This is a genomic window from Ignavibacteriales bacterium (assembly GCA_026390795.1).
Classification (GTDB): Bacteria; Bacteroidota; Ignavibacteria; order Ignavibacteriales; family Melioribacteraceae; genus Fen-1258.
This window is the reverse complement of the sequence record JAPLFG010000003.1, coordinates 34,174-50,385: the sequence shown is the minus strand read 5'-3', so window position 1 is coordinate 50,385 and position 16,212 is coordinate 34,174. Positions and strand designations below refer to the sequence as shown.

Sequence of the window (16,212 nt, the reverse complement as noted above, 5' to 3'; positions counted from 1 at the left end):
ATATGAAACCAATTACATATCTCATCATCATAGCATATGCCGGACTGCTTGCTGGCTGCGGTGCGACCATTCCTCCAACAGAGCTAATCAATGCGCGTCAGGCTTATCAACATGCAAGTTCTGGGCAGGCCGCACAATTAGTTCCTGCCGAGTTACACAAAGCAAAAGCGGCACTTGATGTTGCTGAAAAATCTTTCCAAGACGAGCCTGAATCATACCAAACGCGAGATCTCGCTTATGTTGCGGATCGCAAAGCCAAGATGGCTGAAGCTCTTGCTACCACTGTTGCTGAAAATGCAAAAACCGCTAAGGCAGAGAAGGATTACCAGGCATCACAGACCGAAATTTTGAAGAACACTAAAGAGGACCTAGCTACATCGGAGCGTAACGCTGCGCTTAAAACAGAGCAGCTTGCTGCAGAGAAAAAGGTATCTGATATGCAAGGAGCACAGCTTGCCGCAGAGCAAAAAGCACGACTCGAAGCAGAAGCTAGAGAAACTAAAGCGCAAGCAGATCTTGCAAAACTTGCGGCTGTTAAAGAAGAGGCGCGTGGTCTCGTAATTACTCTTTCAGGAAGTGTACTTTTTGCTTCGAACAAATCGGAGCTCTTGCCAATGGCACAGAATAGGTTAAACCAAGTTGCCGATGCGCTCTTAGAGACTAAAGAAAGGAAACTAACCGTTGAAGGTCATACCGACTCTCAGGGTTCTGACACTCATAATCAGTTGTTATCGCAGCAGCGTGCTGATGCAGTGCGTTCATACCTTATTTCACGCGGTTACCCAAGCGATTTGATTCAAGCACAGGGAATCGGTGAAAATAGACCGGTGGCTGATAATAATAGCGTCGAAGGTAGAGCGAACAATCGCCGGGTTGAAATTATTGTCGATCATGCTAAATAGAAACTAAGTATAAACCGAGGGTTTTAGAGAAAAGAGAGAATGTCAATAGACCGTTTATGCCATACCGGATTTCCACATCGCTCGACTTAAGCCGTGCATGTAATCCGGTATGTGTAATTTTGCGAAATTTTAATATAACATGCGAAAAATTAATTTTATATGTGTTCTAACTTTCTGCTTTTTATTTACTTGTGGTGCGCAAGCACAGCAGAGATATCCCACACTCATCCGATCATCACTCGAGGATGAAATTGTAATTCTTTCTGTTGATAAACCAGTATACTTTCCCGGTGATACGGTTCATCTAACTCTACAACGAAATGACAGCACGGAGACAGTTGCAGTAACGCCAATCTTAATCATTGAGAAAACAATATTAAAATCCATTGGCCATAACATATACACCGCTACTATCCCTCAAGCTTGTGCACCGGGTCAATATCGAGTTCGCCTCGGAGTACTTGATTCTCAAGGCCGACGTTTTGTTTATGAAACTGATTGCATCGTAGATGTAGAAGAGAATCAGGTTATTGAACAGGTAAGCCGTTATGTACATATTGAGCCCGAAGCAGGTGGGCAGGATGTAAAATCAGCTCTGACCCTTGACCGTAGTCAGATACGAAACCTTAGAGTGATCTTCCGGCGAGATAGTATTCGTTTAGGAATGGGACCGCAGTTTGTAACAATAAGAACTACGGTGCAATTGAGAGATGGAACTACTACACAAACTTTTGAACGTCGTGTCTTAACATTTAGAAGTGACAACGATCCGAACCGTGACCGAGCAATGTTAATTCAATACCGTGCAGCATATGGTGCATTTGCTGCTATCCGTTCTGAGGAATTCACACAAGTGCGGATTCATGTGGACTCACTGCCTGATTGGTCCATTATCAAAATTAACATCGAACCGGATTACACAATAAAAATTGGAGGATATGATCGGGCAAATTCTTATACCCGTTATTTCCGTGTAAGAGGTTCAACGATAGAAGTCGGTTTTTCAATCGGCATACCGAAAATTTTATACGACAACCAACCAAAAGATAGCTTAAACTACGGTAACTCAAGCGCTATGATACGCTTTTATTATGTTAATGGAGTATCAGGGAATCGATTCCCGGTTAATCTTGGAATAGGAACATTCGGTGTTAATTCCCCTGTTGATGTCAATATTGATCGCGGGGGATTTGCTTTATCGGTATTTCTTGATGTGGCAGAGATGACTAGAATACTTGGAATCGACTTCATCAAGAAAATCACTGCAGGTCTGGAATTTGTTCCGTTCTTCCCAGTAGAGAAGAGAGCACGGTTTTTAATTGTTGCACAGGTTGGTCTTGCACTATAAATTTTTTGCTCAAACATTAATAAGCGATTACAAAATTTAGAATGACTGTATTAAATTTTTTGTAATCCTGAATAGTTTCGAATCAAAAATAATAAAGTAAACTAACCTGAAAGATGTAGATCCTTTTTCATCCTTTTGCTCGATTGAATTACACCATACCTTCTTCATATCTTAATCTAGTTTTAAGAGACAAATGTCTTAAGGAGATTCTTATGAATATTCATATAATTAATTCGAAAAATTTATTGAACCAATGTATTCGTTTTACTGGTGCGATTCTAATATTTGTTTTGATAATGCCTGCCGTTGCTTTTTCGCAACTATCAAATTATCCCAACCCATCTGTTGTACCACTTTTAACAGCGGGAACTTATGGAGCTTTAGCTTCAACGGGGATTACCGGTTCTGCAAATGTTTCTGGTGATGTTGGTACTATTACAGGAGGAATTGGTGTGGGAATAACATATACCGGAACGAACTGGAATATCGATGACGTTAATCATAATACACAAGCGCAAGCCGACTTGGCGGACGCGTTAACAAATATCAACGATCACTCAGCGCGACCTTCGAATTTTACAATCCCATCTGATCTTTTGAATGGATTAACTCTATATAAGGGTGTCTATGACGGAGTCGCACTTGCTCTTACCGGAACTCTTATACTAAGCGGGGGCGCAACAGATGTTTTCATTATACGTGCGTCGACTTCACTTACGATGAACTCTAACAGTAATGTATTATTAACAGGTGGAGCGGTGTGGTCAAATGTCTTTTGGTACGTCGGCACTTCGGCAACTGCTCTTAGTGGGACAACTTTTTATGGAATCATACTTGCTAATACCTCAATCACACTGAATGCAGGTGCAACATCGGTGACAGCACAATTGTTGGCGAATACCGGTGCAGTAACAATAAACTCTGATGTATTGCCAGTGGAACTGACATCTTTCACAGCAGTGTTAAACAACAGAGTTGTAGAATTGAATTGGAACACAGCTACAGAAGTAAATAACTATGGGTTCAATGTAGAATTGAGAATTCAGAATGGAGAATGGAATAAGATAGGCTTCATTCAAGGGCATGGTAATAGCAACTCGCCAAAAGATTATTCGTTTGTTGACAAGAATCCACAAGTTGGAAAATTGCAATACAGATTGAAGCAAATTGATTTTGACGGCGCGTTCGAATACTCGGATGTTGCAGAAGTTGAAGTAGAATCACCGAAGCAGTTTACAGTTTATCAGAATTATCCAAATCCATTCAATCCGACAACAAACATCACGTATGAAATTCCGGTGAATTCAAAAGTTATGATAAAAGTTTATGATGTACTTGGAAGCGAAGTTGCAATCCTTTTAAACGAAGAAAAACTTCCGGGCAGATATCAAGTCGAATTTAATGCGTCTCATTTGCCATCGGGAATTTATTTTTACTCGATCAACACGGGTAATAATAATCCGATTATGAAGAAGATGATTCTTTTGAAATAATACTTAACGAGCCGTGTTTCTATCATTATGCTGTTGTAACAAATTGTCGGTTTTATAGATCCAAATTAAAGTAGTGCTTAGGAATTCATTTCTCTAGGAAGTGTATGAAGTATAACACTACGATTTTGTAATTTCGAAAAATATAATTATCAAACAATGAATGGTAAAAAATATTTCGAAACAAAATATAGAATCGACTTTATCTTAAGCATATTTATCTTAATAGTTGCGTTTCCCTTTATGCTGTTGATTTCAATTCTATTGACGCTAATCTTAAAATCATATCCGCTAGTAATTCAAAAGCGGGGTATTACAGAAGAAAACCAAGTCTTCAACATTTACAAATTTAGAACAATCAAGACTACTCACACTAGACAATTAAAAAGAGAAAACATTCTTTTCAAACCGGACTTATCTCAATACGTGCCTGCTTTTTGCAGATGGTTAAGAAAAACTGGATTTGACGAATTACCTCAGATTTTCAACGTGTTGAAAGGTGATATGAGTTTAGTTGGTCCCCGCCCTTTAACTATTAGCGATCTTAAAGTACTGAAGAATTATTATCCGCAGTATTACCATATCCGAAACTCAATAACAATAAAGCCCGGTATTACCGGAATGTGGCAAGTATTTGGGAATAGAAACAAAGGGATAGAAAATTTAATTGATCTTGATCTTCATTATTCTGAAAAGACTTCGCTTTTACTAGACCTACTTATTTTATTAAGTACAGTTATATTAATCGCTAAAGGAAAGCACACTGACGCTATCTTTCCGAGTCTGTCTTATTATAAAGAATGGGGTACTAAAAAAATACAAATCCCACATTAAAACATTTCCGCCAGTTTGATAAACATAAAAGTAGGCCTTTGATAACCAAAGAATCATTGTCTTTCAGTAGAGGCGGATTACAAAAAAAACTTGATTGACAATTTATCCCTCATCTGAAAGATGTAGTTTCTTTTTCATCCATTTGCCCGATTTAACAATCTTTAATTCCTTAATGCCATAAAGAAACTGGAATGAAACAGTAGGTAAGTTCAAACAACAATTCGCAAACCTAACTGATGATGATTTACTTTTACTAAAAGAGTAAGGGGTCAACTACTAAAAAAAATGAGGAATAATTTCAGAAAAACTAAAAAGGATTAAGTAAAATAATTTTGAAATTGTCACTGTTAGATTAGGCGAAATTAATTTTTTTCAACTTTTGGTTGACTTATCATGAATTCTGTATTCTTAATATGTAAGTCTCTTTGGGGGAAAGGTATTTCGATGTTGTTTTCTTTGAATTTTTTGAATATTTCAAAATATAGTTTGCTTTTCAGAATTCCCGGTGTGGTTATGTAAGTGCTTGTCCAAATTTTCAAACCAAAATTTAGTGAACTCTCACCAAACTCTTCAAAAACCACATCGGGTTGCGGATCTTTTAAAACGCCATCTTCCATATCCGCAACTTCCAGTAAAATTTTCTTTACAATTTCAGGATCTTCTTTATAAGCAACACCTACCGGAATACTGAACCTCACATTTCTGTCGTTGTAACTCCAGTTTGTAACAATTGATGAAATAAACTCAGAGTTGGGAACTATCACAGAAATATTATCATTTGTCACAACCATTGTTGATCTCATAGAAATACTTACAACATCACCAAACACTTCTCCCACTTGTATCCGATCTCCCACCTTTATCGGTCTTTCAAAAAGAATAATTATACCGCTTACCAAATTATTTGTGACATTCTGCAGACCGAAACCGATACCTACGCCAAGAGCGCCGGCAAGAATAGTTATTGCACTTAGATCTATACCAACAGTTTGCACTGCTATCACAAGTCCGAGTATAAGAAAACCGTAACGGATAATAGTTCCAACCGCGAGACGAACACCAAGTTCTATCTTGCTTTTGGCAAGAACTTTGTAGACCATCCATTTTTTTAGCTTGGAGGTAATGAAGAAAAGAAGCCATGCAAGAAATAAAAAATAAATAAAAGTCCAAAGTGTTATTGAAGTATGCCCGATATCGAACAAGCGAATATTAAGGAAGTCTTTTACTTCATTTAAATATTTTAGTATTTGATTTGTGAATTCTTTCATTGTATAGAGATAGACATGCTTTATTCTAATTTTAATTTACCGAATTAATCTATTAATAAAAGAATTATAAGTGAAACTATACCCACCATAGGATGTAGTTCCTTTTTCATCCTTTCGCCCGATTGAACAATCATGAATTCATTCCTATCATAACCCCGCAAATAGGAACTAGTACTCGAAACTTAGATCACTAAAAATTTTAAAGGAGCCATGAAATGAACGCACTGATAATTAAAGGAAACTGGAATGAACTCTCAGGTAAACTCAAACAACAATTCGCAAATCTGACTGATGATGATTTGTTGTTCAAGGAAGGTAAAGAAGAGGAACTATTGGGAAGATTGCAGAGTAAACTCGGAAAAACTAAGGAAGAATTACGAAATATAATTTCAAAATTATAAAAGTTAATCTGAACATAATTTTATACAAATCAGTGCCTAAGTCTTTGGCGCTTTAGCATATATATATTTCTAAACAACCAGCAAGGAGAATTATGAAAATCAAATATTTCATCTTAACAGCCATAGTATTATTAACAGGAGTTAACTTCGCCCAGGCAACTAAAGTAGAAACTGCAAAAGAAAAGGTTAAAGTAGCAAAACAGGAATTGAAAGATGCTCAGGCGGAAAGTGATAAGGAATACCGTCTATTTAAGACCGATGCCGATTTAAAAATTGCTGCCAACGAAAAAAGTATTGAAGAATTCAAAGAGAAGATTAAAACAGCAGATGAGAAATTCAAGATTAAGTATGAGAAAAAAGTAACAGTGTTAGAAGAAAAAAATATTAAGCTTAAGAAAAAAATAAGTGAATTTAAGTATGAAGGAAGAGATCAATGGGTAATATTCAAGCGCGGGTTTAATCGTGATTTAAAGGCAGTTGGTAAAGGAATTAAAGATTTATTTTCCAAAAAAGATTAACGGTAATTGATTTTTAAATGGAAATGGAAAAACTGCAGAGTAAGTGCGGGTGTTAAGCTTCCGTGCTAGAATAAGCAAATAATTATTTCTGAAGAATTAGCGAGGGATATTATGAAAAACAAGTATTTCATCTTAATGGTTATAGGGGCGATAGCCGGAACTTTATTAATCGGTTGTAACGTCAATCGAGAAAAGAAAGTTGAAGACGCTAAAGAAAACGTTCAGCAGGCAAAACAAGATCTGAAAGATGCGCAAGCGCAATATGAAAAAGATTGGCAGCAATTCAAGACTGATGCAGAAGCAAAGATTACCGCTAATGAAAAAAGCATTGATGAATTCAAAGCCGAGATAAAAAGAGCAAGTAAAAAATTCAAAGTTAAATATGAAAAGGAAGTGGTAGTGTTAGAGCAGAAAAATATAGAGCTAAAGAAAAAGATAAGTGAATATAAGTATGAAGGAAAAGATAAATGGGATGAATTCAAACGAGGATTTAATAATGATATGGAGGTTGTTGGAAAAGCAATCAAAGATTTATTCGCAAAAAAAGATTAACCGGTAATTGATTATTACATTGTAAGGAAGAATAAAATGAAAATTATTTACGCTTTAGTCCTTTTGGTTTTGTTCTCATCATTACTTCAAGCGCAGTTTAAACCTGTATATGAGAATAAAATATTTCTAGATCAGAACGCGTGGTTGAACCGTCAGATATCAAATAATGAGATTAATCGTTATTCCGCTTTGGTCAGCCATACTAATAATACATCATTCCCGGATACAATTAATACTTCATTAACCGACACAATGAAGTATAATATGTATGGAGATTTACTGAATGACAATCCGTTGTATAATCCGAAATCTTCTTTAGGTATGGTTGTTCTTAGGGTCTCCCTTGCCAATGTTTCTACCTTTGTTATTGATCGGTACATTTTTAACTATGAATTTTCACGAGTTGGGATCAATACATGGAAGTACAACTTTCAGAAAGGATGGGAATGGGATCTAGACAGATTCGGTATGAATTATTTCTTCCATCCATTTTCCGGCGGAATGTATTTCAATGGAGCGCGTGCAAACGGTTATTCTTTCTTCGAATCCGTGCCTTTTGCATTCTTAGGCAGTTTGGAATGGGAATATTTCGGAGAAAATACTCGTCCCTCTTATAACGATTTCATCAATACTCCGATTAACGGTACCTTCCTTGGAGAAATATTTTACAGAATAGGCTCAAATTTTCTAGATGATCGAACAACCGGAGTGGAGAGATTTTTCCGGGAAGCGTTTGTTGCTCTTATCACACCTACACGATTTTTTAGCAGGCTTTTGCATGGAGCAGTTACAAGGTTAACATCGGAAGAAGTTTATCAAAAAGAACCTTTTAATTTAACATTCCAGGCCGGCTATCATAAGGTAAATACAGGAACTAAAATCGAAAATACTGGAACCAGTAGCCTTAATCTTAATCTTATTGTCGATTACGGAAATCCATTTGAAAAAAGATCTCGAAAACCTTTTGATTATTTCAGAGTTCGGGGAGATTTGGATTTTGGGGTAGGAAGAAAAATTATTGATCTTGCGACTGGGTATGGTCTATTAACCGGCAAAAATATTCAAACCGGTAATCTGGAAATGTTAGTCGGATTGTTTCAACACATGGACTTTTTTGACAATAATACTTTCGAGTTAGGTTCCATAGCTTTTGGGCCAAGTGTAATTTCCAAGCTGCTCGTTGGTAAGAACTCAAGTCTTTATGCTAATCTTCATCTTGGTGTAGTACCTTTCGGCGCTCTTAGTAAACGGTTTGGAATTACCGATACTTCACAAGTTAGAGATTATAATTATGCCGGTGGTGCAGAAGGAAAGATTGAAGCTGCTTATAATATAAGTGGTTGGGTTAGTCTTGCAGTTGTGGGCTATTATTGGTGGTTCAGAACATATGTTGGAGTTGCGGGAGATAGTTACATAGGAATTATCAAGCCCAGTATATCAGTTAAAGTCTACAAGGGGTTAAGCGTTGGATTCGAGCATTTGATTTATTACAGCGATAGATACCCGCGTGATTTTGCAAGTGTACATACTGTAAGAACCGAGCAGAAAATTTTCGTTCAATTACATATAGAAGAATTCGAGTTTAAAAAGTGAATCGATTATTCTATTTTTTTATAAAGAAAGAGACATGACCATAAAGAGATTATATTTAACTCTCCTCCTAATAGTTATGTGCGGGTCTACTCTGTTTGCACAAAGTCCAGTTTTAGGAAATTCTCTTCAGAGGAATAAATATAATTTCTCTCAATTTGGAAATGAGACTTGGGATTTCATCAAACAACCGACTAAATGGAATGGGAGTGATTGGCTTAAACTTGGACTGGTAAGCGCCGGAACTTTTTTAATTATGAAAACTGCCGATCAACCTATTCGCGATGCAGTTCTAAGAAACCAACAATACTTCAACAGCGCTCCAATCAAAATCGGAAATATTTGGGGAGACTGGTATCCAACAGTTATTACCAGCGTTGCATTTGCATTACACGGATGGGCGGATAATAATTCTCTTTCGAAAAAAATTGCTTTTGAAGTTGCACAATCTGCAATCTACACTGAGATCATGACGCAGATAGTGAAACATGCTTTCGGCAGGGCAAGACCGTATAAAGAATTAGGACCGACTGAATTAAAACCGTTTTCTTTCCTTGGTTGGGATTTTACTTCGCTACCCGCAGGACATACGACCTGGGCATTTTCACTTTCGACTGTACTTTCAAGAAATGCTAAACCCGGTTGGTTAAAAGTATTAGCATACATACCGGCGGCACTTACTTTTATTGCTCGGGTTTATCAAGATCATCACTGGACTTCAGATAATTTTTTAGGTGCAGCTCTCGGTTATTTTGTAGCAAGTTGGGTTGTAGATAAACATGAGAAAAAAGATTTATTAGTGGATGCATCTTCAGGTTTTCCACTGTCCATTACAATTCCACTAAACTAATTTTTTTAGACGAAACATAAGATGTGTAAAAATGCATAAATATAGGAACTGGATCACAATGCGAAAAAGCTATTTACTATTAGATCTTTTGTTAGCGAAAGCTGAAAATCATAAATTTAATTCAAGTCGAGCAACAAGAAAAGTTGTTAGTTGGATCGGGATGTTATCAATTCTTTTTACAATCCTTTGTGGGTCTACTCTTTCCGCACAAAATTCTGTTTTACAGGATTCACTACAAAGGAATAAATATAATTTTTCTCAGTTCGCGAATGAGACTTGGGGCTTCATAAAACAACCGACTAAATGGGATGGAGGAGATTGGCTTAGAATAGGATTATTAGGCGCCGGAACATTTTTAGTTATGCAGACTGACCAGCCAATCCGTGATTTTATCAATCTTGATAAAAAATACGCCAAGAGTTATCCAATTGAATTCGGGAATATGTGGGGTGAACTATATTTTACAGAAATACTTTTTGGCGGTTTTAGTATTTACGCATTATATGCCGGCGATAGAACATCTCATAAAATTGCTTTTGAAATAGCACAAGCCACATTCTATACTTTCCTAGTGAACGGTTCTTTAAAATATCTAATTGGAAGAGCAAGACCATATATGGAACAAGGGAATCAATCTTATACTCCATTCTCTCGTTATGATAGCCCCGATCATCAATCATTTCCCGGCGGACATACTGGTATTACTATGGCTCTTACAACAGTTCTTTCAAGAAACGCCAAACCGCTTTGGTTAAAAATATTGGCTTATGTTCCCGCCGCACTAAGTGTTGTAGGCAGGGTTTATCTGGATAGACACTGGACCTCTGATGTTTTTTTCGGAGGTGCAATCGGTTACTTTGCCGCAACATGGGTAGTAGATCAGCACGAGAATCGGGTTGAAGACGAAAGTGAAAAATCTCAACTAGGAATACGCGGACTTACAATTCAACCGTTTGTTTCTGTTGATTCATATGGACTTGGATTATCTCTTCATTTATAAATAAAAAAGGTTTACGAAATGAAACGTAAAATTTATTTCTCGTTATTCTTAATTATAATATCTGGATCTTCTCTCTTTGGACAACTTAAATATACTTTTCCTCAGTTCTTTAGAGAAACTGGCGACTTCATCAAACAACCAGCTAAATGGGATGGAGGAGACTGGCTAAAAATAGGTGTAGTAAGCGTGGCATCATTTTTAATGATGGAAACTGTCGATCAACCTATTCGAGATGCGGTTTTAAAAGATCAAAGATATTCCAAGAGTTTTCCAATTGAATTCGGAAGAATGTGGGGAGAAATATATTCACCTATAGTTTTGTTTAGCGGGTTTGCCGCATATTCGCTAATAGCTAATGATATTGGAACAAGAAAAATTGCTTATGAAGTAGGTCAGGCATCACTCTATGCCGCGGGGATTTCATTTGTATTAAAACTTGCAATTGGTAGATCAAGACCATATTTAAATGAAGGAGCACATTCATTCAGTCCCTTTGCATCAATTTTTAATCAGGACAACAAATCAATACCAAGCGGTCACTCTACTGTCGCATTCATACTTTCAACTGTTCTTTCAAGAAATATTAAATCACCCGTTTGGAAAGCGTTGGTTTACTTACCGGCAGTGCTCACTCTAATTTCTCGTGTTTATCAAGATCAGCACTGGGCGTCAGATGCTTTTGCCGGAGCTGCACTTGGTTACTTTGTTGCAACATGGGTTGTTGATCATCATGAGAATAACAGTAATTCAATATTAGGAATGTCTCCAACTTACCCGATATCGATCAGGATTGCATTGAATTGATAAAACAAGAATTATTTATGAGTGACATGAATTATTACAAAGGAGATTGATCTGATGATACGAATAAACAACAAATATTTAATAGCGGGCTTTATAGTCATTGTGATCCTTTCTTTATACTTCGGCAGCGGGGCACTGCTGGGTGGCGGAATGAATGGAAAGATAAATGAAAGCGGTTGGACAGGCGGCAATGGTCTGAGGTGGTTCCCTGCAATAGTCGCTATTTTTTTTGGTGTTTTAATTATTTGGCTCTTCTTTCGAAAAAAAAAGATTTAACCAATCCAAAATTTTCTAAAAATAATTTTTAAGGAGAACAAAGATGAAAGGCAATGAAAAATTACTAACGGTGCTTAACCAGCGTTTAGCTGATGAACTCACCGCAATAAACCAGTACATGGTACATTCTGAAATGTGTGAAAACTGGGGTTTCACTAAACTTCACAATGCTATCAGAAAGCAGGCGATGGATGAAATGCACCATGCCGAGTGGCTTATTGAGCGAATCATTTTTTTAGATGGCACACCTACAGTATCCAAGTTGAACCCGATTAAGATTGGTAAGACAGCTTTGGAGATGGTTAGTAACGATCAAGATGCAGAAATTGAAGGATTAAAAGCTTACAACGAAGCTATTAAACTTGCCCATGAAGTATCCGACGAAGGAAGCGTTGAACTACTAACAAAGATACTTAAGATGGAAGAGGGTCACGTCGATTGGGGAGAAAAACAACGTACTCAGATTGATCAAATGGGAATTGAAAATTATTTGACTAACCAAGCTGAAGGTACAGTAAGTTGATTTTTGGGAAACTTTAGAAAAAAATCATGATGAAAAAACAACATTTTGTAAATATAAAATCAATTCAGCATATCACTCATGATGTTCTGCAAATTGTTGTTGAGAAACCGCAGCATTATAACTTCGCTCCCGGCCAAGCTACCGAAATTGCAATTAATAAAAAAGGTTGGGATAAGGAAAAAAGACCATTCACTTTTACATGCTTGCCTAAAAACGATTACCTGGAATTTACAATCAAGACTTACCCGGCTCATAAAAGCGTGACAAACGAACTTTTGCAACTGAAAAAAAATGACGAGTTGATTCTGCATGATGTTTTTGGTGCAATCGCTTACAAAGGCGAAGGTGTATTCATCGCAGGAGGTGCCGGCGTTACCCCATTTATTTCCATCTTCAGGTATCTTAATTCAAAAAAGGAAATAGGGAATAACAAACTCATCTTTGCAAATAAAACAAAAGCCGATATTATACTCGAACAGGAGTTCAAAAAATTATTAGGCACTAATTTCATCAACATTTTATCCGATGAAACAGTGAATGATTATGCTCACGGACAAATCACGGAAGATTTTCTTAAATCAAAAATCGGAGATGTTAGTCAATACTTTTATATATGCGGACCTCCACCAATGATGAAAGCTATTGAGAAGCAGTTGATGAAATTAAAGGTGGATGAAAAATATATAGTCAAAGAAGAATTTTAGATGGTCATAAAAATGAGCTAAAGGTTATTTAGTGACAAACAGATTTAAAGAACAATAAAAATTTATTTTTTAAAAGGATAGGGATAATGGAAAATGTACTTAATAAAACATTGTCTGGAATTACCAGAGCAGAGTATATAGAGGTAGAACCTAATGTACATCTTCACGTAACTGATGCCGGTGAAGGCAATCCGATAGTGTTAATTCCGGGTTGGCCTTTGAGTGATGAAATGTATGAATACCAATACAACGATTTGATAAATAAAAACTTCCACGTAATTGGTATTACGTTGAGAGGATTTGGTAAATCCAGTAAACCTTACGGAGATTATAATTACGATATACATGCGTCGGACATAAAAAAGGTTTTAGATAAACTGAATATAAAGGATGCTATTTTGGGGGGCTTTTCGATGGGCGGCGCGATCGCCATCCGGTATATATCAACATATGATAGTGCCCATATATCCAAACTCGCATTGTTTGGCGCAGCCGCTCCAAGCTGGACACAACGCAAAGATTTTCCTTACAATCTTCCAAAAAGTGCGGTTGATGATTTAATTGAATTGAACAATCACGATCGACCAAAACTTTTATCCAATTTTGCAAAGATATTTTCCGCTACCGAAACTTCCTTAAACGATGGTATAGGTAGTTGGTTGAATGGGATTTGTTTAAGCGCTTCTTCTTATGCAACAGCTCAATGTTTAATTGCTTTGCGCGATACAGACTTGAGAAGTGATATGCCGAAAATAAAAATCTCCACAGTGATAATGCATGGCCGTAAAGATAAAATCTGTTCTTTTGATCTGGCTGAACAAATGAAAGTTGGAATCTCCAACTCACATATCGTTGCTTTTGAGAATAGCGGCCACAGCATGTTTCTTGAGGAAACTAAAAAATTTAATTCTGAATTGATAAAATTTGCGGAAGAATGAAGTGAATAGCTGACAACATATTTTAAATTATCGCTTCACCCGGTTTAGAAGCAAAATGAAATGAAGGATTAGACAAAACAAAAATGAATGAAGATAAAAGAGATATAACATGAAAAAAAATAATAAAAACTCTAACCTGCCTGATGAAAATAAAAATGATTTTCCGGGTTACCCGGTATATCCTGCCAACGAAGATATATATAGTAAATCCAAGAAAGAGACGAATATAAATCCTGCAGATAAATCTAAAATCAAAGTGCCAAATGAAAAAGCCGGAAGAAGAAACGAAAAAGATTTTGACGAAGATAAATCAGGAAACGACTTAGATGTTCCCGGTTCAGAATTGGATGATGAAGATGAAAAGGTTGGTAATGAAGACGAGGAAAACAACTATTACAGTTTAGGGGGAGATGATCATGATGATCTTGATGAGGATAAAGGTGAATGAATATTTTCAATACTATAATAGAAAGATGAAGTGTGTTACATTATGATAAGTTCAGAGATCACTATTGCCGAATACTTGTTAACCCGGTTGAAAGAAATCGGGGTGGATCATCTCTTTGGTGTACCGGGAGATTTTGTACTTGGATTTTTCAATGAGGTTCTGAAGAGCGACATTAAATATGTCGGTACTTGCAACGAACTCAATGCGGCTTATGCAGCCGATGGTTACGCACGCATTAGAGGTATCGGCGCATTTTCGTCAACCTATGGTGTTGGAGAATTGAGTGCCATCAATGGTGTGGCTGGCGCATTTGCAGAAAGAGTTCCTGTAGTAGTGATAACCGGTTCTCCTGCTACGCTTAATTTTCGTACTCGGCCTCTGTTGCATCACACTTTAGGTGATTATCAAATTCCCATGAAGATGTACGAGAAAATTACAGTCGCTTCAACGCAACTCATTTCCTCTGAAACTGCCCCGGCTGAAATTGACCGAGTGTTGTCGGAGTGCATTTCACATCAACAACCGGTTTACATAAGTTTTCCCGCAGATGTTGTATTAATGAAATGTAACAAACCAAATGCTTTCAATTTTCCGGCTCGCCCACAGTGTAATAAGGATGCTCTGGCTGAGGCGATAAAGGAAGCAATTAAAATGCTTGATAAGGCACAGAAACCAATTGTGATCGGCGATGTGGAATTGATACGCTTCAAACTGCAAAAAGAATTTGCAGAGTTTCTAGACAAAACAGGTCTCCCATATGTAACTATGATGTTGGGTAAGACGTTACTTTCAGAGCATCACCCGCAATTTATTGGACTCTTTGAAGGTGACCGTAGCCGTGACTATGTAAAAAATCGTGTCGAGTCTGCCGACTGTATTATCAAACTCGGGACACTAATGACAGATTTTAATACTGGCGGGTTCACAACGAACCTAGACGATTCAAAGATGATCAGCGGCAATATTGGTTACGTAAAGATCAAACACCATTATTACGAGAACGTGCATCTCCATGATTTTATTATTGGGTTGACGGAAAAACTTTCACGACGTGATACCGCAACTCTTGATATTCAATGTGCTTCAAATAGTTGTGTACATAGGCATACAGAAACATATCTGCCAGATGTAAAGAAACCACTTACTATCAAGCGTTTCTTCGACCGTATGAGTCATTTTATCGAAAATAATTCAATAGTAATTGCGGAAACAGGCGTATCCATTTTCAGTGCTTCGGAGATGCTTATGCCGGAAGGAGCGACCTTCATCGCACAAACTTTTTACGGATCGATCGGTTATACAGTCGGTGCAACGCTAGGCGCTTGCATAGCAGCGCAGGATCGAAAAGTTGTGCTTTTTATAGGTGATGGTTCTTTTCAAGTTACTTGTCAGGATCTATCAACAATGATTAGGAATAACCTGAAGCCGATCATTTTCCTTATCAATAATGATGGATATACTATTGAACGCGTAATTGTTGATCATTCATACAACGATATCCAACCTTGGCATTATCACAAACTTGTGGAAGTATTTGGAGAAGGGCTGGGTCTTGATGTTCGCAATGAAGGTGAACTTGAAGATGCGCTGGGTAAAGCAGTAAAAGCAGACGGACTTGTTTTCATCGAAATTCACACTGGACGGTTGGATTGTCCGGAGTCACTTCGAAGCGCAGGTAGATCGATGGCAAAAACAAATCAGCTTAATTAATGTGAGAATAGACTCAAATATAATATTAGTAATAATTCGGTTGAATCTTTTCGAAA

At 37.1% G+C, this 16,212-nt stretch carries 18 protein-coding genes; 17 read left to right on the top strand and 1 reads right to left on the bottom strand.

What is annotated here, in order from left to right; translation table 11 throughout:
• Window positions 1-2: 2 nt before the first annotated feature.
• From NTX65_03825 to NTX65_03810, 4 genes are all read left to right on the top strand, one after another.
• Complete coding sequence (locus tag NTX65_03825) at window positions 3-902, top strand: OmpA family protein (protein ID MCX6168444.1); 900 nt, start codon at window positions 3-5, stop codon at window positions 900-902.
• Between the two features lie 139 nt (window positions 903-1,041).
• On the top strand, window positions 1,042-2,250 hold the full coding sequence (locus NTX65_03820) for a hypothetical protein (protein ID MCX6168443.1): 1,209 nt from the start codon (window positions 1,042-1,044) through the stop codon (window positions 2,248-2,250).
• Window positions 2,251-2,462: 212 nt separating this feature from the next.
• Window positions 2,463-3,743, top strand: a complete 1,281-nt coding sequence (locus NTX65_03815) for an ice-binding family protein (protein ID MCX6168442.1) — start codon at window positions 2,463-2,465, stop codon at window positions 3,741-3,743.
• Window positions 3,744-3,899: 156 nt separating this feature from the next.
• Window positions 3,900-4,574, top strand: coding sequence for a sugar transferase (locus tag NTX65_03810; protein MCX6168441.1), 675 nt, complete (start codon window positions 3,900-3,902; stop codon window positions 4,572-4,574).
• Between the two features lie 362 nt (window positions 4,575-4,936).
• Here NTX65_03810 and NTX65_03805 read toward each other — a convergent pair whose 3' ends face one another.
• Window positions 4,937-5,842, bottom strand: a complete 906-nt coding sequence (locus tag NTX65_03805) for a mechanosensitive ion channel (GenBank protein MCX6168440.1) — start codon at window positions 5,840-5,842, stop codon at window positions 4,937-4,939.
• 215 nt (window positions 5,843-6,057) lie between these two features.
• On the opposite strand from NTX65_03805, the gene NTX65_03800 reads away from it, so the two are divergent.
• The 13 genes from NTX65_03800 (at window position 6,058) to NTX65_03740 (ending at window position 16,156) form a co-directional block, all read left to right on the top strand.
• Complete coding sequence (locus tag NTX65_03800) at window positions 6,058-6,243, top strand: CsbD family protein (GenBank protein MCX6168439.1); 186 nt, start codon at window positions 6,058-6,060, stop codon at window positions 6,241-6,243.
• A 92-nt stretch (window positions 6,244-6,335) separates the two neighbouring features.
• Entirely contained in the window at window positions 6,336-6,761 is a 426-nt protein-coding gene (locus NTX65_03795) for a hypothetical protein (protein ID MCX6168438.1), read from the top strand.
• Window positions 6,762-6,872: 111 nt separating this feature from the next.
• On the top strand, window positions 6,873-7,313 hold the full coding sequence (locus NTX65_03790) for a hypothetical protein (GenBank protein MCX6168437.1): 441 nt from the start codon (window positions 6,873-6,875) through the stop codon (window positions 7,311-7,313).
• Window positions 7,314-7,349: 36 nt separating this feature from the next.
• Window positions 7,350-8,906 carry a DUF3943 domain-containing protein gene (locus NTX65_03785; protein MCX6168436.1) on the top strand — a complete coding sequence of 519 codons (1,557 nt, stop codon included), beginning with the start codon at window positions 7,350-7,352 and terminating at the stop codon, window positions 8,904-8,906.
• A 34-nt stretch (window positions 8,907-8,940) separates the two neighbouring features.
• Window positions 8,941-9,753: a phosphatase PAP2 family protein gene (locus tag NTX65_03780; protein MCX6168435.1), complete on the top strand. Its 813-nt coding sequence runs from the start codon at window positions 8,941-8,943 to the stop codon at window positions 9,751-9,753.
• A gap of 58 nt (window positions 9,754-9,811) precedes the next feature.
• Window positions 9,812-10,753, top strand: a complete 942-nt coding sequence (locus tag NTX65_03775) for a phosphatase PAP2 family protein (protein ID MCX6168434.1) — start codon at window positions 9,812-9,814, stop codon at window positions 10,751-10,753.
• Window positions 10,754-10,771: 18 nt separating this feature from the next.
• On the top strand, window positions 10,772-11,557 hold the full coding sequence (locus NTX65_03770) for a phosphatase PAP2 family protein (protein ID MCX6168433.1): 786 nt from the start codon (window positions 10,772-10,774) through the stop codon (window positions 11,555-11,557).
• 54 nt (window positions 11,558-11,611) lie between these two features.
• The gene (locus NTX65_03765; protein ID MCX6168432.1) at window positions 11,612-11,833 is read left to right on the top strand and encodes an LPXTG cell wall anchor domain-containing protein; all 222 of its coding nucleotides are present in this window, start codon (window positions 11,612-11,614) and stop codon (window positions 11,831-11,833) included.
• A gap of 43 nt (window positions 11,834-11,876) precedes the next feature.
• The gene (gene bfr, locus NTX65_03760) at window positions 11,877-12,356 is read left to right on the top strand and encodes a bacterioferritin (protein ID MCX6168431.1); all 480 of its coding nucleotides are present in this window, start codon (window positions 11,877-11,879) and stop codon (window positions 12,354-12,356) included.
• A 26-nt stretch (window positions 12,357-12,382) separates the two neighbouring features.
• A complete protein-coding gene (locus NTX65_03755; protein ID MCX6168430.1) occupies window positions 12,383-13,060 on the top strand; it encodes a hypothetical protein in 678 nt (225 codons plus the stop codon).
• Window positions 13,061-13,146: 86 nt separating this feature from the next.
• Window positions 13,147-13,998 carry an alpha/beta hydrolase gene (locus tag NTX65_03750; protein ID MCX6168429.1) on the top strand — a complete coding sequence of 284 codons (852 nt, stop codon included), beginning with the start codon at window positions 13,147-13,149 and terminating at the stop codon, window positions 13,996-13,998.
• A gap of 109 nt (window positions 13,999-14,107) precedes the next feature.
• Complete coding sequence (locus NTX65_03745) at window positions 14,108-14,446, top strand: hypothetical protein (protein MCX6168428.1); 339 nt, start codon at window positions 14,108-14,110, stop codon at window positions 14,444-14,446.
• Between the two features lie 42 nt (window positions 14,447-14,488).
• The gene (locus NTX65_03740) at window positions 14,489-16,156 is read left to right on the top strand and encodes a thiamine pyrophosphate-binding protein (protein MCX6168427.1); all 1,668 of its coding nucleotides are present in this window, start codon (window positions 14,489-14,491) and stop codon (window positions 16,154-16,156) included.
• Window positions 16,157-16,212 lie beyond the last annotated feature (56 nt).